Genomic DNA, 19,665 nt, shown 5'->3' on the forward strand with positions numbered 1-19,665 from the left:
TTTATTTTTAACCTATTAAAAAATAATTTATTAAGGCTAATATAAAGCTACAGATTAATATAAATGATATAACTATAAAATGACGTTTTTTATTCATTACTACAATAGCAATATATTCTCTTATTAAAGCATTTGGAATAAAGTAAAGTGCAGTTTTTGCACCAATGCCATCACTTTTTAAATTAGCTTTTTTGGCATAAAGTCCAGCTCTAAATAGATGATAATTATTAGTAACAAAAATGCTGTTGTATCCACTTGGCTTAATTTTATCCATTATATTTTTAGAAAAACTCATATTTTCAAATGTTGTTGTTGATTTATCTTCAAGTATTGTATCAGAAATAGGTATACCATTTTCTATAGCATACTTTTGCATAGCAAATGCTTCAGAAACTTTCTCATCTTTACCTTGACCACCAGAAAATATTATTTTAGGTGGTTTCGATGCTTTAGCTTGCTTGTTATAAAATTCAATTGCTTTTTTTATTCTGCTAGCAAGTAAAGGAGGAACCTTATCTCCAATTACCCTACTACCCAAAACAATTATAAAATCTTGATTTAACTTAGGTCTATTAAGTTGATATAATAGTGAAATCATTAAGAAGTTAAAAACACTAAATAAGAAATATATTTCTATAAGAATAAATCCACCAATAAATGCATTAATATCACTAGGTAAAAATCTTTCAGGATTAATTATAGTTAGTATTACATGAAAAAGTAAAACTAAGCCTAAGAAAAATGTTAATAGATTAGATAAGCTTCTACTCTCCCTTTTTATTACAATTCGTGCATTTATAAATAATCCAATTATGAGTATATAAATCCCAAATATTAAAATAAAAATTGCTATAATAAAAAATATAAAAAATATAACCATCAATAATATATTAGAAGTAGAGAAGGTTATGTATGTTGCAGTTAATAAAAACATAAATAATGAAATATTAAATAAAAAGCCATTATAAAGTTTTCTTTTATCTAGATTATAAGAGATTAAAAAGATAGAAAATGAAATTAGAGTTAGTATTAAAAGTATTTTCATACTTCACCTCCAAATTAAAATAAAACTTTATTGATAATTAATAATATTAGCATAAGTAAAAAATATATACAAATAACAACATCAAATTTACTAGGTAGACACTAATTATTAATAATATATTAAATATAGTATGAAATGTTAGTATAATTAAAAGGTTTTAAACTACTTTATGTAGAAAGTAGTAATATAAATTATTTTGGGGGAATTATCATGGAGAAATTTAATAAAGTTGGAAATTATAATATACCGTTAGACTATGCTAAAAATGAATTTAGTAAAAAAGATCCTATTCTTATGGCAAAGCTATCAAATTCATACTATGATAAAAGCACCAGTATATTTCATGTAAAGTGTATGGATTTTACTTTATATGTAGAATATCCTAGTGGAGATATATATAAAGAAAATGGAGAAAAATTAGATAAAATAGCTTTAGAAATTTTAGTAATAAGATTTTTAGTCAATGCTAATCCAATACCACCAACTAATAAATATATAACATTTAAAGAAATTGATGGAGGACATGTATATTATCCGGCATTTTTAAGAACTAGTATAAATAGATTAACTAAAGAATTTGGAGGAAATGTAGAAAAATTTAAATCTGTAATGAAAAATATTGGAGCAAGTAAAATAAATATGGGAGATAGTGCCTATAAAATTAGATTTTTAAATGATACATATATTATATATATTTTATGGAGTGGGGATGATGAAATAGAATCAGCATCTAATATATTATTTGACTCAAATATAAAGCACTATTTTAATGCAGAGGATATAGCAGTAATTGGCGATATACCATTTATAAGAATATATGAAGAATTAGATAACCTATAAATTATATAATAGTGTTCACATTTATTAACCTAGATTTTATAATTAAAATAAGCAAATACATTTGATATAATATACATAAAGCATCAAAGGAGGAGTCAGATGATAAAGCTTATTGCAACAGATATGGATGGAACACTATTAAATAATAATAATGAAATACACCATGATTTTATAGATGTATTTGAAAAACTACAAGAAAAAGATATAATATTTGCAGCTGCTAGTGGAAGACAATACTTTAATTTGTTAAAAAGATTTGAAGATGTTAAAGATAAGATGATGTTTATAGCTGAGAATGGAACAATTGTAGTTTATAAGGGAGAAGAGATATTTATAAACTCATTAGATAGAAATATAGCTAAAGAATTAGTTAATATAGGAAGAAATATAGAAAATTCAAATGTAATACTTTGTGGTAAAAATTCTGCATATATAGAATCTACTGATGAAGAATTTATAAAAGAAGTAGAAAAATACTATGAAAAGTATGAAGTAGTAAAAGATGTAAATGAAATAGAAGATGATATATTAAAGGTTACTATATGTGACTTTAATGGGGCTCAAGAAAATAGCAATAAATATTACGACGACTATAGAGATGATTTACAAGTATCTATATCTGGGAAGATATGGTTAGATATAACGAATAAAGGCGCCAATAAAGGAATGGCAATTAAAGCACTTCAAGAGAAAATGGGTATAGATTTTAATGAAACTATGGTATTTGGAGATTATCTAAATGATTTGGAGATGATGGAAGCAGCTTATCACAGTTATGCTATGGAAAATGCTCATGATGATTTAAAGAAAGTATCTAGATTTATTGCAAAAAGTAATGATGATAATGGAGTTTTAGAAGCTATAAAATTAAATATACTATAACAAAAGTCTACTTAGTATAAATTTATGCTAAGTAGTTTTTTATTATATTTATTACTTAAAATATCTATTGACTGTATTGTAACAATATACTTTATTGTATAATATGATAAGATACACAATTTAGGAGGATAAAATGGATAATTCAATAGCAAAAAGCTTTAACTTTTCATCACTTATAAAATTTACTATACCATCGGTTGTAATGCTTGTATTTATGTCTTTATATACAATAATAGATGGAATATTTGTATCTAGATTTGTAAATACTGACGCATTATCATCTGTAAATATAGTATATCCATTTATAAATGTAGTAATAGCAGTTGGGGTAATGCTAGCGACTGGAAGTAGCGCAGTTATAGCTAAAAAAATTGGTGAAGGTAAAACTGAAGAAGCTAAAAAGAATTTTACATTAATAATACTTTTAGGGGCTACTTTAGGAATCTTAATATCATTTATTGGATATGTATTTTTAGAAAAGATAATATATACACTTGGTGGAAATAATAACTTATATGGGTATTGTAGAGATTATCTAGCATCAACTTTAATATTTGTTCCAGCATTTATAATTAACTTATTATTTCAATACCTTACAATAACTGCAGGAAAGCCAAATATAGGATTATTATTTACCTTAATAGGTGGATTTAGCAACATAATATTAGATTATTTATTTATAGTTCCTATGGATATGGGAATATCAGGAGCGGCATATGCAACAGGTATGGGAAATTTAATACCAGCAATACTTGGTATAATATATTTTAGTAGAAAAAAAGCTTCTTTATATTTTGTAAAGCCTAGCTTAGACATTAACGTTATATTAACTACAATGACAAATGGTTCATCTGAAATGGTTACGAATTTATCAGCAGGAGTAACTACAATGTTATTTAATATAGTTATGATGAAACTTTTAGGTTCAGATGGAGTAGCAGCTATAACCATAGTTTTATATGGTGAATTTTTAATAACATCTGCATATATAGGATTTTCATCAGGGGTTGCACCTATTATAAGCTACAATTATGGGAATAAAAATGAGCCTGAGCTTAAAAAGATAATAAAGTATAGTATAATATTTATATTGATAAGTTCTGTAATATTGTTTACAGTAGCAATATTAGCATCTCCAGTAATAGTAGGTTTATTTTCAGAGCCTAAAAGTAATGTTTTTAATATTGCTTATAATGGATTTAGGCTATTTGCTATAGGTTTTTTAATTATGGGAACTAATATATTTACTTCGGCAATGTTTACAGCCTTTTCAAATGGAAAAATATCTGCAACTATATCTTTTTTAAGAACTTTTGTATTTATAGTATGTGGAATAATTTTTTTACCTAAATATTTAAATGCAAATGGAGTATGGTTAGCAGTTCCATTAGCGGAATTATCTACAGTAATAATATCTATATTCTTTATAAATAAATATAAAAATATATATGGGTATTGTAGAAAAAATAAAGAATACAATAAGAAAGAAAAAGAATTAGAGGATATAAAGGAGATATAAATACCTGTGAAGTATAAAATAGAAAAGCCTAAAATATATGATGATCTACAAGAGTGCAACAATATAGTAGAACTTATAATAGATGAGGAAAGTATAGAAAATAAAACAATAGAAGATACTATAATAAGTGATATATATAATATAAGAATTAGTTTTAATTCCTGTGTTTTTAAAAATATAATATTTGAAGAATGCGATTTAAAAAAAATAGATATAGTAGATTGTATATTTGAAAACTGTGATATATCTAATATAGATATATCAGATAGTAGTATATATAGAACAGAGTTTATAAACTGTAAATTAATAGGAAGTAGATTCGATGATTCTTTGATGAAAAATGTATTATTTAAGGATACTATAGGGACATATTCAAATTTTTCATATGCTAAATTAAAAAATGTATGTTTTAAAGATTCTAATTTTAGAAATTCAGTATTTCAGGAAGTAGAAAGTAAAGGTTTAATTTTAGAATCTACAGATTTAACAAAATCAATTTTTAGGGGAAGTTCTCTTGATAAAGTAGATTTAACTACTTGTAATATAGATAGCTTAGAAATAAGTATAAAAGATGTCTCAGGTGGAATTTTTACACCTATTCAAGCCTTAGAATTAACTAAACTTATGAATATAGTAATAAAATAAAAATCAAATGTATATTTAAAGATTAATAAAGGCATAAAACTTTAAATAAGTATATAGTGATAGTGAAAATGAACTAAAGCATAATTGTTTTAGTTCATTTTTTGCATATAAGGAAATTATATTAAATATAAAATTATTGATAACTTATAAAATAAGATATACTAATAAGTTTAAAAGTGTAAAAAATGATATTTTTAGCAAAGGACAAATTTGTTGGATACATGAGCGAAGCAAATTTTTTATATAAGAGTATATTATTAAAATATAATTATATACTTTTATATAAAATTATGGTTGTAATTGATATAAAATGTAAAAAAATATATATAAATATATAAATATGTTGCACTTAATAAATAAATATGATACTCTATAGAAAAGATAAAATGAATATTAAAATAGAAATGATATATATATTATAAAAAATAGGAGGAACATTGTGAAGAATATATGCGTTATAGGTAGTCTAAATATGGATTTAGTTGTAAATGTAGAAAAGATGCCAAAAGCAGGACAAACTTTATTAGGAAGTAATTTCAAAGAAGTTCCAGGCGGAAAAGGAGCTAACCAAGCGGTAGCTATGGCTAGGTTAAATGGAAATGTAACTATGATTGGTAAAGTTGGAAATGATAGCTTTGGAGAAACTTTAGTGAACTCATTAAAAAAAGATAATATAAATACTAATTACATACAAGTAGAAGAAGGTCCAAGTGGTGTAGCACTTATAACGGTAGATAAAAATGCACAAAACTCTATAGTAGTAGCACCAGGAGCTAATTATAAATTAACTAAAGAAGATATAGATAAGAATATAGATGCAATAAAAAATAGTGATATAGTAGTAGTTCAACTTGAAACTCCGCTAGAAACTATAAAGTATGCTCTTAAAAAAGCTAAAGAGCTAGGTAAGTATACTATATTAAACCCAGCACCAGCAGTAGTCTTAGAAGATGAGATAATAGAAAATGTCGATTTATTAACTCCAAATGAAACTGAGCTTGAAATAATAAGCCAAAAATCAATAAGTAATGAAGATGATATAAATGAATGTGCACAAATAATGATAAACAAAGGTGTAAAAGAACTTATAGTAACTTTAGGTTCTAAGGGCAGTTTATATATAAATAAAGAAACATCAATGTTTAAAAAGGCATATAAAGTTGAAGCTATAGATACTACAGCAGCTGGTGATAGTTATACTGGAGCTTTGGCTGTGGCAATAGCATGTGGCAAAGATATGGAATATGCTATGGATTTTGCTTCAAAAGTTGGAGCATTATCAGTTATGAAAGAGGGTGCTCAAAGTAGCTTACCAACATTAATAGAAGTTGAGAACTTTAGGGGGTAAATTATGAAAAAAACTAAACTGATAAATAGTGAAATATCATACACTATATCTAAAATGGGTCATACTGATAGTTTAACTATAGGAGATTGTGGACTTCCGATAAGTGATGATGTTAAAAAGATAGATCTAGCATTAACTCACGGCGTACCAAGTTTTATAGATACTTTAGATGTAATATTAGAAGAACTATGTGTTGAAGAGATAATAATAGCTAGTGAGATTAAAGAAAAAAACGAAAAAATATATAAAGAAATATTAAAACGATTTGAAAATGTAAAAGTTACAGAAGTGAGTCATGAAGAATTTAAAAAGATGACTAATAACAGTAAAGCTTTTGTTAGAACTGGGGAGTGCAGTCCTTATGCTAATATAATATTAAAATCGGGAGTTGTATTTTAACATGAAAACACCTATTTTGAAAATGACAAATATAGTAAAAGAATTTCCAGGAGTTAAGGCACTAGACGGGGTTAATCTGGAGCTTTATGAAGGAAAAGTTATGGCTTTGATGGGAGAAAATGGAGCGGGAAAATCTACACTTATGAAAATATTAAGTGGTGTATATAAAAAAACTAAAGGTCAAATTTACTATAATGGAAAAGAAGAAGATATAAAAGGACCTAAAGATGCAGCTGATAAAGGTATTGCAATAATACATCAAGAACTTAACTTAGTAAATGATTTAAGTATAGGCGAAAATATATTTTTAGGAAGAGAACCTAAAAATGGACTTAAAATAGACTTTAATAAACTACATAGTGATAGTCAAAAGTTACTTCAAAAGTTAAATGTAGAGACTAGTTCAAAATGTCTTGTAAAAAACTTAAGCATAGGTCAAAAGCAAATGATCGAAATTGCAAAAGCTTTATCATTAGATGCAAAGATAATAATAATGGACGAGCCAACAGATGCACTAACAGATAAGGAAACTGAGAGTTTATTTAAGGTTATAAATGAGTTAAAAGAAGAAGGAAAAGCAATTGTATATATATCACATAGACTAAAAGAAATATTTGAAATATGTGATTATATAACTGTACTAAGAGATGGAAAATATGTAGGTCAAGAAGAAATAAAAGATATAGACGAAGATAAAATGATAGAGATGATGGTAGGTAGAAAGCTTACAGATCAATTCCCTAGAATTGAATGTGAAAAAGGAGAGCCTATACTAGAGGTTAAAAATCTAAAAAATAAATTTGTAGATAATGTAAGTTTTGATGTAAAAGGTGGAGAAATAGTCGGTATATCAGGACTTATGGGGGCAGGTAGAACGGAACTTGCAAAAACTATATATGGACATATAAAAAAAGAAAGTGGAAGTATATATGTAAATAAAAAAGAGATATTTAATAGAAGCTCAAAAGACGGTTTAAAAAATAAAATAGCTTATGTTAGTGAAGATAGAAAAGGGGATGGATTAATCTTAGATTTATCTATAAGAGAAAATATGACCATATCTTCATTAAATACTATATCATCTTTATTTAAAATAAATAAGCAAAAAGAAAAAGAGATAGTAAATAGCTATATAGATAAGATAAATATAAAAACACCAAGCCAAGAACAACTTATAAGAAATTTAAGTGGTGGTAATCAGCAAAAAGTAGCAATAGCAAAAGCACTACTTACAAATCCAGATGTTTTAATTCTTGATGAACCTACTAGAGGTGTTGATGTAGGAGCTAAAAAAGAGATATATGACTTAATAAATGATTTTAAGTCAAAGGGAAAAGCGGTTATAATGATATCTTCAGAAATGCCAGAAATACTTGGATTAAGTGATAGAATATTAGTACTTAGCCAAGGAAGAATAACTGGAGAGTTTGAGAAAGAAGAAGTAAGCCAAGAAGCAATATTAAAATGTGCAGTAGAAACTAGGGAGGCAGTATAGTTATGTCATCACAATGTATACAAAATACGAAAGATAGTAAATTAGATATAAAAAATATATTAATAAAGTATAAAAGTTTAGTAGGATTATTATTGTTAGTAGGTATAGTTTCAATATTAAGTCCATCATTTTTAAGCACTAAAAATATTTTTAATATATTAAGACAAACATCCGTAAATGCAATAATAGCAGCTGGTATGACTTTTGTTATATTAACAGGAGGAATAGATTTATCTGTAGGTTCAATACTTGCTATAAGTGGAGCAATTTGTGCAAGTTTACTTGTATCAGGACAAAATATAGTAATAGCTATAGTAATATCTATATTAATAGGAGCTGTTGTTGGTTTTTTAAATGGATTTGTAATCTCAAAAGGAAAACTTCAACCATTTATAGCAACACTTGCAACTATGACAATACTTAGAGGTTTAACTTTAGTATTTACAGATGGAAAGCCTATAACATTAGGGAGTGGAGATTTAGCAATAAACTTTGGTAAAATAGGTGGAGGAGAAATATTCTCTATACCAACTCCAGCAATAATAATGATAGTAGTATTTTTAGTATGTGCTTATATACTAAATAGTACTAAAATGGGAAGATATACTTATGCATTAGGTTCTAATGAAGAAGCAACAAAGCTATCAGGACTTAATACAGATAAAATAAAAATATGGGTATACACAATAAGTGGTATATTATCAGCACTAGCTGGAGTTATAATAACTTCTAGATTATATTCTGCACAACCAACAGCAGGTACTGGATATGAGTTAGATGCAATAGCAGCAGTAGTACTTGGTGGAACTAGTTTAACAGGTGGAAAAGGTAAAATAACTGGAACTATAATAGGTGCATTAATAATAGGTGTATTAAGTAACGCACTTAATATATTAGATGTATCATCATATTATCAAATGATGGTAAAAGGTGTAGTTATATTAATAGCTGTACTTTTAGACAGAAGAAGTAACTAGGAGGAAATAAAATGAAAAAATTTCTTTCTATAATAATAAGTGTAATATTATCAGCAAGCCTACTAGTAGGATGTAGTGCTAAAGATAATGGAGTGAAAAAGATAGGACTTATAGTATCAACATTAAACAATCCATTTTTCGTAGATTTAAAAGCTGGAGTAGAAGAAAAAGCAAAGGAATTAGGATATGAAGTAGTAGTTCTTGATTCACAAAATGACCCAGCTAAAGAAGTATCTAATATGGAAGATATAAGTGTTAGAGATGTAGATGTAGTACTTTTAAACCCAGTTGATTCAGATTCAGCAATAGCATCTGTTATGGTTGCTAATAATCTAAAATTACCAGTAATAACAGTTGACAGAGCAGCAAATGGAGGAGAAGTTATATCTCACGTTGCATCTGATAATGTTGCTGGTGGAAAAATGGCAGCAGACTTTTTAATAGAAAAACTTGGTGGAAAAGGAAATGTAGTAGAACTTGAGGGTATAGCGGGTTCTTCAGCTACAAGAGATAGAGGTAAAGGATTTGAAGATGGTATAAAAAATAGTGAGTTTAAGTTAATTGCTAAACAAAGTGCAGATTTTGATAGAAGTAAAGGACTTACTGTTATGGAAAATATCATTCAATCAAAGGATAATATAAATGCTGTATTTGCACAAAATGATGAAATGGCTTTAGGTGCTCAAAAAGCATTAGAAGATGCTAATATGAAAGATGTATTAGTAGTTGGATTTGATGCAACAGATGATGCAGTTGAATCTGTTAAAAGTGGGAAAATGGATGCAACAGTGGCACAACAACCGATACTTATAGGAGAAACAGCTGTTGAAGCTGCCAATAAGGTTATAAAAGGTGAGAAAATAGATAAATATATACCAGTCGAATTAAAGTTAGTAAAAAAGTAATTCAATAAAACCTAAATATAAATTGTAAGTATACAAAAAGCTTGATTTTAACAATCAAGCTTTTTTGTTTGTAAGGATTTTATATTAAGTATAAAATTATTTACAACTTTTAATAAAAATTTTATTTATCTTTATATTCAGCACCAGCATTAACTTTAGTAACTTGAACAGCAATCATATCTTCTTTATCAGAGTTTTTAATGCCATGCCATTCATTTGCTTTTACAAAAACTGTACATCCAGTATGAACATTATGTTCTTTTTCTTCAACAGTCATAACTCCAGAGCCTTTTAAAAAGAAAAATATTTGCTCTCCATTTGGATGTCTATGCATTGCCAAATCTTGATTTGGCTTAAAATAATAAACTTCACAAGTGATATCGTTACCAGAAAATACTGGCGTCTTAGGGACTACAGTATCATTGAAATTTGCAGCTTGTGGGTCTAGTAAATGTTTATGATTTGATTCCATAAAAAACCTCCATATATATACGTAATTGAAAATATTTTTCTCAAAATATAAAAATTATATTCAATTAATAAATTTTAAACTATTAGAAATAATTATTTTTATAAATATGGTATAATATTAAAGAGACATAAGGATAGGAGAGACTGATAATATGGATATATTAATAACTCAAGAAGCTAAAAAACAATTTGATAAAATATTAGAAAATAGCAAGCATAAATATATAAGAATATATAAAAATCGTCCATCTATATATGAAGATGCAAAATTAGACTTTATGTTAGACGAAATGAAGGAAGATGATGTACTTCATGAAGTTGATGGATATAAGATAATAATAAATAAAAGATTGGATTGCCAAATATTTTTTATGAATATATCTTATGGCGGGCTAATGAGTAGAGATAAGTTCTCTATAGAATGTGACATTGGACTATTACACTTTTAATTAAAAAATCTCCATCAAAATAAGATGGAGATTTTTTATTTTTAAATCATTAAAAATTAATTACGTCAAAATCTCATAAAAAGCATCTAAAATTATATGAAATAAATATTAACATTCTATTAATGTAAATCATAAGATATATAGCGATAGAAATGTATTTCATTATAAGGAGGTGCATCATGGATAATTCTTGCCCAAAATATGATATTCAAAAAATATTTTCTGGATACAAACCATCTAAACCAAATGCATATGCTCAAATAAATGGAGGACCATTAGCATCTTGTATAAAAGGAATAGTATACCTGTATCAATTAGAAGAGGGGGTATATGTAAAGGCATATATAACAGGAATACCTAGTATAAATAATCAAACTAGTTCGTTTCATGGATTTCATATCCATGAAGTAGGCGATTGTTCAATAGAAGATAAAAATAATCCATTTACTTCTGCAAAATCTCATTATAATTCAACCAACACAGAACACCCTATGCATGCAGGAGATTTACCGCCAATACTATCTGCTAATGGAATAGGGATACTTTCTGTATTTACCAATAGGTTTACTGTAGATGAAGTTATAGGAAAATCTTTTATACTTCATGAAGGATATGATGATTTTACTTCACAACCTGCGGGAAATTCAGGGGATAGATGGGCGTGCGGAGTTATTGATTACTATCAGTAGTCAAATTTATTATTAATATAATAAATTTTTAAATCTAGTAGTATTAATGTACTCGAGAATTTGATGTTAAATTCAAATAAAAAATTATGATTATTATGACCAATTTATAGGTCATTTTTTTTAACGAAAAATAGCTAAAAATCAAATTACATATTTACTGTAATTTAATAATCTTTCTAATTTAATATTTGAAAAAAATTTATCAACATTAAAAAACAGTACTTAGCTTTCCTAAGAAAAGAAAGTTTTTCTTATCATGATTACTCGTGTTTATTTTTTATAAATATTAATAAAACTTTAAAAAATAAAAATATGAATTATTTTAAAAAAAATGGTTAATATATAACTACACAATTAATTGTGTATCTAAGCACACTAGATAAAAGCTCGGGTTACCGAACCTTTTGCTAGTACCTATTGGGTGTTTAGAAGACGAGATATTTTATCATATTAGATAGTTCACCTAGGCTAAAACTACCTCATTTTAATCTATGGCTGTTAGCTAATAAGGCCAAAACCAATAGATGGCTAAATGCTAAGAAGCAAGTATTATCTAGTAAAAGTCAAAAAGAGGGAAAAGCATATAGCTTTGTAAAAGGCAATAGATTTGATGGTACAACCATTAAATCCATTGTCTTTTATTTTGTTTTTTTATTGTAATCCTATTATACGTAAAATTTGGTATGATAGTATAAATAACACAACAAAAGGGGAGATACTTATGAAAATCAAAATAGGATTATTAGCACTAGTACTTAGTACAATATTAGTAGGATGTTCAGATGCAACAATAGAAAATAATGATAGTACAAATAAACCGAGTATAGAAGAAAACAAAGATACACATAAAGATAATAAAGAACAAGAAATTAATAAAGAAGAAATAGAAAATAGTAATAAAAATAATGTTAGTATAAATAAAGAAAAAGAAGAACCTATTGAAAAGATAGAAGAAATTAATAAGGAAAATATAAATATTGAAAATCCTAAAGGAGAAATAGATTTTAAATTATACACATTTGACTCTGAGGATACTGATAAAAGGATCATACTAAAAGACATACATAATATAAATAAAGACGATACACTAGAAAATAAAATAAATGCTTTATTATTATCTTTAAAGAAAGATTATTTTAAAGATGACAAAACAAATATACAATTAGAGTCAATAAATGATGGGATAGTTACAATAAATTTAGTAGATGAAAATGCTTGGAGAACACATTTCCAAGGTTCAACAGGTGGATATATAAATCAAAAGACAATAGTAGAAACACTACTTCAAAAAGATTATAATGGAGAGTGGATAAAAGGTGTGGATATTTTAATAGATGGTAAGAAACAAGAAGTTTTCGATCATGCATCATTTGAAGAAATTTTTTATAGATAAATTAAAACATATAATATAGAGGATAGTTAGCTAGGAGTTAACTATCCTCTATTTCTTTTTATTATTTAAGTATAAAATATGGTAATATTATAAATAGAACAAAGTTTAGGTTTATTTAAGTTTAGCCTATAAGAAAGGAAACAAATATGAAAAAAACATTAGTACTAGCAGAAAAGCCTTCTGTAGGAAGAGATATAGCTAGGGTATTAGGATGCAATAAAGATAAAAATGGATATATAGAAGGAAGTAAATACATAGTAACATGGGCACTAGGACATTTAGTAACATTAGCGGACACAGAAAGCTATGATCAAAAGTATAAAACATGGAATATAGATGACTTACCAATACTTCCAAAGTACTTAAAAACTGTAGTTATTAAAAAAACTAGCAAACAATTTAACACAGTAAAATCTCAAATGACTAGAGATGATGTAGGAGAAATAGTAATAGCTACAGATGCAGGGCGTGAAGGAGAGCTTGTAGCTAGATGGATAATAGAAAAAGTACAAGTAAAAAAGCCATTAAAGCGTTTATGGATATCATCAAATACAGATAAAGCAATAAAAGACGGATTTAATAAATTAAAAGATGCAAAAGAATATGATAATTTATACTACTCAGCAATAGCAAGAGCTGAAGCTGACTGGATAGTTGGCATAAATGCAACTAGGGCACTTACAACAAAGTACAATGCACAGCTTTCTTGTGGTAGAGTACAAACACCAACATTAGGAATGATATATAAAAGAGAAAAAGAAATAATAGAATTTAAACCTAAAAACTACTATGGAATAAATTTAAAAGCTAATAAAGGAAATTCAGATATTTTATTTACTTGGGTAGATAAAAATAATCAAAGTAGTAGTTTTAATGAAGAAAAGATAGATAAAATAATAAATAAAATAAGAAGTAAAGATTTAAAGATAATAAAGGTAGATAAAACCCTAAAGAAAAAATATTCACAAGGATTATATGATTTAACAGAACTACAAAGAGATGCAAATAAAATATATGGGTACTCTGCTAAAGAAACTTTATCTATAATGCAAAGGTTATATGAACATCATAAAGTACTTACATATCCTAGAACAGATTCTAGATATTTAACATCTGACATAGTAGAAACTTTAAAAGATAGAGTTAAGGCTGTTAATATAAGTGATTACTCTAGAGTATGTAATAAAATATTAAAGTCTAATATAAAGGCAAATAAATCATTTGTAGATGATAAGAAAGTAACGGACCATCATGCAATAATACCTACAGAAGAAAGAGTATTTTTAGGTGAGTTAAGTGAAAAAGAGAGAAAAATATATGACCTTGTTGTTAAAAGGTTCTTATCAGTACTTTGTACACCATTTGAGTATGAACAAACAGTAATAAATGCTAGTATTGAAAATGAATACTTCACATTTAAAGGAAATAGAGTAATAAATCTAGGATTTAGAGAAAATTATAAAGACTTAGATGATAATGAAGACTATGGTAATGTAATAGTAGTAAAAGAAGGCGAAGTATTAAAGGTCTTTGATATTATAAAGACTAGTGGGAAAACTAACCCTCCATCATATTTAAATGAAGGAAGCCTTCTTACTCTTATGGAAAAAAATAATCTTGGAACAGTAGCTACTAGAGCAGATATAATAGAAAAATTATTTAACACATTTGTAGTAGAGAAAAAAGGAAAAGAAATACACATAACATCAAAGGGTAGACAACTTTTAGAATTAGTACCAAATGAATTAAAAACACCAGAATTAACAGCTACATGGGAAACTAAGCTTACAGATATATCAAAAGGAAAGCTTAATAAAAATGTATTTATAAATGAAATGAAAGAATACTCAAAAGATATAGTTAGAGAAATAAAGGATAGTGATAGTAAATTTAAGCATGATAATTTAACCAAAAATAAATGCCCAGAATGTGGAAAATATATGCTTGAAGTTAAAGGTAAAAGAGGAAAGATGTTAGTATGTGAAGATAGAGAATGTAATACTAGAAAGACTATATCCCAAACTACTAATGCAAGATGTCCAGTATGCCATAAGAGATTAGAACTTCGTGGAGAAGGAGAAGGAAAGACTTTTGTTTGTAGCTGTGGGCATAGAGAAAAGTTAAGTGCCTTTAACAAAAGAAAAAGTGAAGAAAAAAATAAAGCATCTAAAAAAGATATTAATAAGTATCTAAAAAATCAAAACAAAAATGAGGAAGTATTTAATAATCCATTTGCAGAGGCTTTAGCTAAGTTAAAGAAATAGTATACTAAGTGTAGATATTAAAGAATTTATAAATTATTACCTATAGTAAATAAAGCATCTTACTAAACATAGTAAGATGCTTTATTTTAATTTAAAATAAAAAACTTGTAAACATGTAGAAAAATAATAAAAAATATTGTATACTAGGTTTTAGTACTAGGTAACAAAGGAGAAAAATATGAATAAAAGCAATAAAATAAGATTAAAAGTAATAGGATTGTCTTTGACAGTATTTATAGGAGTATCTACATTTATAGGATATTTAGTTTATGATGGTTCGGTAGGTTCTAGTCAGAAAATAAAAAATGAAGATGTTGTAGAAGTATTTTCAAGTAGAGAAAATAAGCCACTAGAAAGACTTAAAAATTATGAAAATGAAGATGTATTTATAGATTCACCAGAAAATGGTTATAAAATAGAAGCTAAGCTTATAAAGTCAAACATAAAAACAGATAAGACTGTTATATTAGTTCATGGTATAGAAAGTTATTATTATGAATATTTAGATAAGGCATATGAGTACTTAGAAAAAGGATACAATGCAGTTATATATAATCAAAGACATACAGGAAATACTGGAGGAGATGATTATACTTTTGGACTATATGAAAGATATGATTTAGAAAATGTAGCTAAATTTATACATGAAAGATACCCTAATGGTTTACTTGGGGTACATGGACATTCAATGGGAGCAGGTACTGCACTTATGCACTCTAGTTTAAATGAAAAAAATAAATATGTAGACTTTTATATAGTAGATTCACCATATCATGAAATGGCTGATGCAATAAGACTTGGAATAGAGGCTGAAAATATACCACTACTTCCTGTAGGATATGCAAAATTTATGGGAGATATATACACACAAGTAAAATCAGGATTTTCCTATGAAGATGTAAAACCTTATAAAGAAGTTCAAAATATAACTACTCCAATGTTCTTAATACATGGAAAAGAAGATAAGGTATGCTCACCACAAAGTAGTAAGATAATATATGAAAATATACCGCATGATAAAAAAGAATTATGGCTTATAGATAATGTTGGGCATGTAAACGGATATGAAATATTAGGAGATGAATATTTTAATAGAATATTTAACTTTATAGATAAAAATGTAATTAATAATGGATAATAAAAAATGTTAAAATAGTAAGTTATAAACACATATTAAAATTAATATATAAATAATACAATAATAGGAAAAGAGTGATTATTATGGGTAATAAAAAATCAACGAAATATACAACATATGCTTTATATATTTTATACTCAATATCTCTTATATTATTTTTTAAAAATGGTGAAATAAGAAACATAGGTATAGCATCTTTTTGCTTGATAGCTACAATAGCGCTTCATAAGATAAATCAAAAGAATAAAAGGCTTATAAATGACAATTTATATTTAGTATTAGCCTTATTTATAATGATATCTTCTTTATTAGGTTCTTGCTATGATTTTTACGACATAAATCATTATGATGATTTTTTACATGTTTGGTCAGGTCTTATAAGTTGTAGTGTAGCATATTCATTATTGTTATTTTTTAATGATAACAAAATAAAATCTATAAGCAAAATATTTATAATTATATACCTATTTATGTTTAGCATGGGGGTAGCGAGCTTATGGGAAATAATTGAATTTTTATTAGATACTTTTATAGGAACTAATATGCAAGTAGGTGGGCTTAAGGATACAGTTATAGATATGATAGATGCTCTAATTGGTTCTTTAGTTATGATCCCTATAATAATGAGTAGTTATAAGAAATTAAATCTTATTAAATAAAAAAAAATTCCTAGATATCTAGGAATTTTTTTTTATTTAATAAATTGCTTAAGGTAGTTATCCATAGAATCACAAACTTTTTTAGCATCTACAACAGCTTCTATAACAGTCTTAGCTCCATTTGTAACATCCCCACAGGCAAATACACCTTCTCTTGTAGTTTGGCCAAACTCGTTAGTCATTAAAAGTCCATTATTTTTAGTATCAAGACCTTTATTGTTTATAACTATATTGTTTTTAGGAATTTGACTAATAGCTATTAATATGCTATCACATTCATATAGCTTTTGACTTCCTTCTATAGAAACTAAAGACTCAGTGCCATCTTCATTTAATACAACTTCAGTATCTTCAAATATTATACCTTCATCAACTATTTCAACAGGGGCCTTGAAAGTTTTAAATAAAACACCTTCATTTTGAGCTTCATGTATTTCATGCTTTGTAGCACTCATACTATCAAAGTCTCTTCTATAGAATATTTCTACACAATCTGAGCCAAAGTATTTTGCACTTCTAGAAGCATCCATTGCTACATTACCAGCACCTATTACTATAACCTTATTTCCAAGGTCATAACTTTCAGGGGATCTTAGATAGTTAATAGCATAGTGAACATGTCCAAGAGATTCACCTTTTATATCAAGTCTTCTTGGATTCCAAACACCAGTACCGATAAATATAGATTTATATCCATCCTCAAATAGTTTAGATAAAGTAACTACAGGACCTATAAGCGAGTTTATTTTTATTTTAACGCCTAATTCTTTTAGTCTTTTTTCTAATAAATCAATATTAGTTCTTGGCAGTCTAAAAGATGGTATACCATAAGTTAATACTCCACCTATTTTTTCATTTTTTTCAAATATAGTAACATCGTAGCCTCTTAAAGCTAAGTTAAGTGCAACTGTAATACCAGCAGGACCAGAACCTACAACAGCAACTTTAACACCATTTTGTTTTGGTTTTTTTAGAGTTATATCTTCTAAATATTCGCTAGATATTTCATGTTCAATATCATGAAAACGTACAGGTTCACCTTTTATGCCTTTTATACAATTACCTCTACATTGGTTTTCATGTGGACATACTATGGCACATATTGCTGATAAAGGATTATTTTCAAATAGTATTTTACCAGCTTCTTTTATTTTACCATCCTTGTATAGCTCAATAATTTGAGGGATTGGAGTATTTATAGGACAATTATTTTGACATCTTGCATTTTTACAATTAATACATTTGTTGGCTTCATTTAAGTTTTTAAGCATTATATTACCACCCTTTATTATATTATGATATAAAATATGATGTACTAAATTATATTAAAGGTATATTATATATAAATATAAAGTACACTAATTAACTCGAAATAAGTTATATTATGTTATATTATAACAGAAAAAAGGATAATTATATACAGAAATTATTACATGATACCCAAAAATCTGTGTTAAATAATTAATTAATAAAATTATAGAATTAGTTTACTAATAACGTATATTTTAGTAATATATTATAAGGCATAATACATATAATATCGACAATTTTAGGGAGGAAAAGTGTTGTTAAAGAAATTTATAAATAAGGTAAAACATTTAGTAGAACAAAATAAAGATAACTCAAAAATACATAAAAAAGATAAAGTAGTATATAAAGAAGAGATTGTAAAACCAGATAAAAATAATAAAATAAGTGAAATAAAAGAAGTTAAAAAAGATGGAATACATAATGAAGATAGGACTTATAATGAAAGTAAAGAACATAAAAAAGAAAAAATTGAAAATAAAAGTATAGAAATTGTTAGTGAAGACGATAAATGTTATATAAAAGATATAAAAATAAAAAGAGGTATGTCTATTAAAGCTATAGATGTATATACAAAAGAAGAGAGAGTTTTTAAGACACATAAAGAGTGTGCTAAAAATCTAGGAATTCCTATTGAGTATATAAAGGAAAACCTAAAGTATGGATATACTGATTATCTAGGAGGAGCTATAAAGTATTTAAGTAAAGAGTTAAATCTTGAAAAAGAGTATGAAAGTTATTTGGATAGTAATAAAAAGCCCTCTCAGATTTTAACGATATTAAATAATAAAATATTTACTTCAAAAATATCAAAGGAAAAAAGAGAAGAAATATTATGTAGTGATAAATTAGACCCTGTGAAAATGCACTATATATTTGAGTGTATAGATGAAGAGTATGATGAGTATTTTAATAAATATAAATCAATAATTAAAAGAGGGGGGAAAAAGAAAGTAGAACTTATAGACACAAAAGGAGAAGTAATAGAGATATTTAAGTCTTTAGATGAATGTGCGAATCATTTAAAAAAAGATAAAAAAGAAGTTGTTAAAATGCTAAAAGAAAAAAATACAAAAGTAGGTAGATATGAAATAAGATATAGTTTAAGAAATATTTAAATTCATAATAAATTCATAAGCACTTCAATTACCATTCACTTATATATACTAAAATAATTAATGACAGAAATAAGAGTATATTACTTTATTAAATTTTAATTTTATTTACATTTCAAATAAT

Annotated in this window: 19 protein-coding genes; 16 read left to right on the plus strand and 3 right to left on the minus strand. The window is 26.4% G+C overall.

The genetic code is table 11. The annotated features are described in order from the left end of the window. Positions 1 to 7: 7 nt before the first annotated feature. Positions 8 to 1,045, minus strand: coding sequence for a YdcF family protein (locus I1959_RS01480; RefSeq protein WP_195236896.1), 1,038 nt, complete (start codon positions 1,043 to 1,045; stop codon positions 8 to 10). 210 nt (positions 1,046 to 1,255) lie between these two features. Between I1959_RS01480 and I1959_RS01485 the strand changes: the two genes are divergently transcribed. From I1959_RS01485 to rbsB, 9 genes are all read left to right on the plus strand, one after another. Beyond that, positions 1,256 to 1,885, plus strand: a complete 630-nt coding sequence (locus I1959_RS01485) for a DUF3786 domain-containing protein (RefSeq protein WP_166505015.1) — start codon at positions 1,256 to 1,258, stop codon at positions 1,883 to 1,885. Positions 1,886 to 1,984: 99 nt separating this feature from the next. Further along, positions 1,985 to 2,767, plus strand: coding sequence for an HAD family hydrolase (locus I1959_RS01490; protein ID WP_195236897.1), 783 nt, complete (start codon positions 1,985 to 1,987; stop codon positions 2,765 to 2,767). 133 nt (positions 2,768 to 2,900) lie between these two features. Continuing rightward, on the plus strand, positions 2,901 to 4,286 hold the full coding sequence (locus tag I1959_RS01495; RefSeq protein ID WP_195236898.1) for an MATE family efflux transporter: 1,386 nt from the start codon (positions 2,901 to 2,903) through the stop codon (positions 4,284 to 4,286). A gap of 6 nt (positions 4,287 to 4,292) precedes the next feature. After that, positions 4,293 to 4,931 carry a pentapeptide repeat-containing protein gene (locus tag I1959_RS15585; protein WP_330615149.1) on the plus strand — a complete coding sequence of 213 codons (639 nt, stop codon included), beginning with the start codon at positions 4,293 to 4,295 and terminating at the stop codon, positions 4,929 to 4,931. Positions 4,932 to 5,370: 439 nt separating this feature from the next. Beyond that, positions 5,371 to 6,279, plus strand: a complete 909-nt coding sequence (rbsK, locus tag I1959_RS01505; protein WP_195236899.1) for a ribokinase — start codon at positions 5,371 to 5,373, stop codon at positions 6,277 to 6,279. A 3-nt stretch (positions 6,280 to 6,282) separates the two neighbouring features. Further along, positions 6,283 to 6,678 (plus strand): D-ribose pyranase, encoded by a 396-nt coding sequence (gene rbsD, locus I1959_RS01510; protein ID WP_092926824.1) that lies wholly within the window; start codon positions 6,283 to 6,285, stop codon positions 6,676 to 6,678. 1 nt (position 6,679) lies between these two features. Next, positions 6,680 to 8,173 carry a ribose ABC transporter ATP-binding protein RbsA gene (gene rbsA / locus I1959_RS01515; RefSeq protein WP_166505020.1) on the plus strand — a complete coding sequence of 498 codons (1,494 nt, stop codon included), beginning with the start codon at positions 6,680 to 6,682 and terminating at the stop codon, positions 8,171 to 8,173. A gap of 2 nt (positions 8,174 to 8,175) precedes the next feature. After that, positions 8,176 to 9,150 carry a ribose ABC transporter permease gene (gene rbsC / locus I1959_RS01520; RefSeq protein ID WP_166505021.1) on the plus strand — a complete coding sequence of 325 codons (975 nt, stop codon included), beginning with the start codon at positions 8,176 to 8,178 and terminating at the stop codon, positions 9,148 to 9,150. An 11-nt stretch (positions 9,151 to 9,161) separates the two neighbouring features. Beyond that, the gene (rbsB, locus tag I1959_RS01525) at positions 9,162 to 10,055 is read left to right on the plus strand and encodes a ribose ABC transporter substrate-binding protein RbsB (protein ID WP_195236900.1); all 894 of its coding nucleotides are present in this window, start codon (positions 9,162 to 9,164) and stop codon (positions 10,053 to 10,055) included. A 121-nt stretch (positions 10,056 to 10,176) separates the two neighbouring features. Here rbsB and I1959_RS01530 read toward each other — a convergent pair whose 3' ends face one another. Next, positions 10,177 to 10,527, minus strand: a complete 351-nt coding sequence (locus I1959_RS01530) for a cupin domain-containing protein (protein ID WP_195236901.1) — start codon at positions 10,525 to 10,527, stop codon at positions 10,177 to 10,179. Between the two features lie 151 nt (positions 10,528 to 10,678). Here I1959_RS01530 and I1959_RS01535 point away from each other — a divergent pair, with 151 nt between their 5' ends. From I1959_RS01535 to I1959_RS01560, 6 genes are all read left to right on the plus strand, one after another. After that, complete coding sequence (locus tag I1959_RS01535) at positions 10,679 to 10,975, plus strand: hypothetical protein (protein ID WP_195236902.1); 297 nt, start codon at positions 10,679 to 10,681, stop codon at positions 10,973 to 10,975. A gap of 179 nt (positions 10,976 to 11,154) precedes the next feature. Further along, a complete protein-coding gene (locus I1959_RS01540) occupies positions 11,155 to 11,664 on the plus strand; it encodes a superoxide dismutase family protein (RefSeq protein ID WP_195236903.1) in 510 nt (169 codons plus the stop codon). Positions 11,665 to 12,385: 721 nt separating this feature from the next. Then, positions 12,386 to 13,057: a hypothetical protein gene (locus tag I1959_RS01545; protein WP_195236904.1), complete on the plus strand. Its 672-nt coding sequence runs from the start codon at positions 12,386 to 12,388 to the stop codon at positions 13,055 to 13,057. A 146-nt stretch (positions 13,058 to 13,203) separates the two neighbouring features. Next, positions 13,204 to 15,321, plus strand: a complete 2,118-nt coding sequence (locus I1959_RS01550; RefSeq protein WP_195236905.1) for a DNA topoisomerase III — start codon at positions 13,204 to 13,206, stop codon at positions 15,319 to 15,321. A 178-nt stretch (positions 15,322 to 15,499) separates the two neighbouring features. After that, a complete protein-coding gene (locus I1959_RS01555; RefSeq protein ID WP_195236906.1) occupies positions 15,500 to 16,459 on the plus strand; it encodes an alpha/beta hydrolase in 960 nt (319 codons plus the stop codon). Between the two features lie 83 nt (positions 16,460 to 16,542). Further along, entirely contained in the window at positions 16,543 to 17,118 is a 576-nt protein-coding gene (locus I1959_RS01560) for a hypothetical protein (protein ID WP_195236907.1), read from the plus strand. 32 nt (positions 17,119 to 17,150) lie between these two features. Here the strand turns inward: I1959_RS01560 and I1959_RS01565 are convergent, their stop codons facing one another. Then, the gene (locus I1959_RS01565) at positions 17,151 to 18,389 is read right to left on the minus strand and encodes an NAD(P)-dependent oxidoreductase (RefSeq protein WP_092926802.1); all 1,239 of its coding nucleotides are present in this window, start codon (positions 18,387 to 18,389) and stop codon (positions 17,151 to 17,153) included. Between the two features lie 294 nt (positions 18,390 to 18,683). Here I1959_RS01565 and I1959_RS01570 point away from each other — a divergent pair, with 294 nt between their 5' ends. Then, the gene (locus I1959_RS01570; RefSeq protein WP_166505026.1) at positions 18,684 to 19,544 is read left to right on the plus strand and encodes a hypothetical protein; all 861 of its coding nucleotides are present in this window, start codon (positions 18,684 to 18,686) and stop codon (positions 19,542 to 19,544) included. Positions 19,545 to 19,665: the final 121 nt, after the last annotated feature.

The organism is Romboutsia sp. 1001285H_161024_C4 (assembly GCF_015550185.1).
In the GTDB taxonomy this organism is placed as follows: Bacteria; Bacillota; Clostridia; order Peptostreptococcales; family Peptostreptococcaceae; genus Romboutsia_C; species Romboutsia_C hominis.

What these genes read in the sequence shown, in the direction of transcription:
- I1959_RS01480 (WP_195236896.1), bottom strand. Translation starts at nt 1,045, where the DNA reads ATGAAAATACTTTTAATACTAACTCTAATTTCATTTTCTATCTTTTTA.
- I1959_RS01485 (WP_166505015.1), top strand. Translation starts at nt 1,256, where the DNA reads ATGGAGAAATTTAATAAAGTTGGAAATTATAATATACCGTTAGACTAT.
- I1959_RS01490 (WP_195236897.1), top strand. Translation starts at nt 1,985, where the DNA reads ATGATAAAGCTTATTGCAACAGATATGGATGGAACACTATTAAATAAT.
- I1959_RS01495 (WP_195236898.1), top strand. Translation starts at nt 2,901, where the DNA reads ATGGATAATTCAATAGCAAAAAGCTTTAACTTTTCATCACTTATAAAA.
- rbsD (WP_092926824.1), top strand. Translation starts at nt 6,283, where the DNA reads ATGAAAAAAACTAAACTGATAAATAGTGAAATATCATACACTATATCT.
- rbsA (WP_166505020.1), top strand. Translation starts at nt 6,680, where the DNA reads ATGAAAACACCTATTTTGAAAATGACAAATATAGTAAAAGAATTTCCA.
- rbsC (WP_166505021.1), top strand. Translation starts at nt 8,176, where the DNA reads ATGTCATCACAATGTATACAAAATACGAAAGATAGTAAATTAGATATA.
- rbsB (WP_195236900.1), top strand. Translation starts at nt 9,162, where the DNA reads ATGAAAAAATTTCTTTCTATAATAATAAGTGTAATATTATCAGCAAGC.
- I1959_RS01530 (WP_195236901.1), bottom strand. Translation starts at nt 10,527, where the DNA reads ATGGAATCAAATCATAAACATTTACTAGACCCACAAGCTGCAAATTTC.
- I1959_RS01535 (WP_195236902.1), top strand. Translation starts at nt 10,679, where the DNA reads ATGGATATATTAATAACTCAAGAAGCTAAAAAACAATTTGATAAAATA.
- I1959_RS01540 (WP_195236903.1), top strand. Translation starts at nt 11,155, where the DNA reads ATGGATAATTCTTGCCCAAAATATGATATTCAAAAAATATTTTCTGGA.
- I1959_RS01545 (WP_195236904.1), top strand. Translation starts at nt 12,386, where the DNA reads ATGAAAATCAAAATAGGATTATTAGCACTAGTACTTAGTACAATATTA.
- I1959_RS01550 (WP_195236905.1), top strand. Translation starts at nt 13,204, where the DNA reads ATGAAAAAAACATTAGTACTAGCAGAAAAGCCTTCTGTAGGAAGAGAT.
- I1959_RS01555 (WP_195236906.1), top strand. Translation starts at nt 15,500, where the DNA reads ATGAATAAAAGCAATAAAATAAGATTAAAAGTAATAGGATTGTCTTTG.
- I1959_RS01560 (WP_195236907.1), top strand. Translation starts at nt 16,543, where the DNA reads ATGGGTAATAAAAAATCAACGAAATATACAACATATGCTTTATATATT.
- I1959_RS01565 (WP_092926802.1), bottom strand. Translation starts at nt 18,389, where the DNA reads ATGCTTAAAAACTTAAATGAAGCCAACAAATGTATTAATTGTAAAAAT.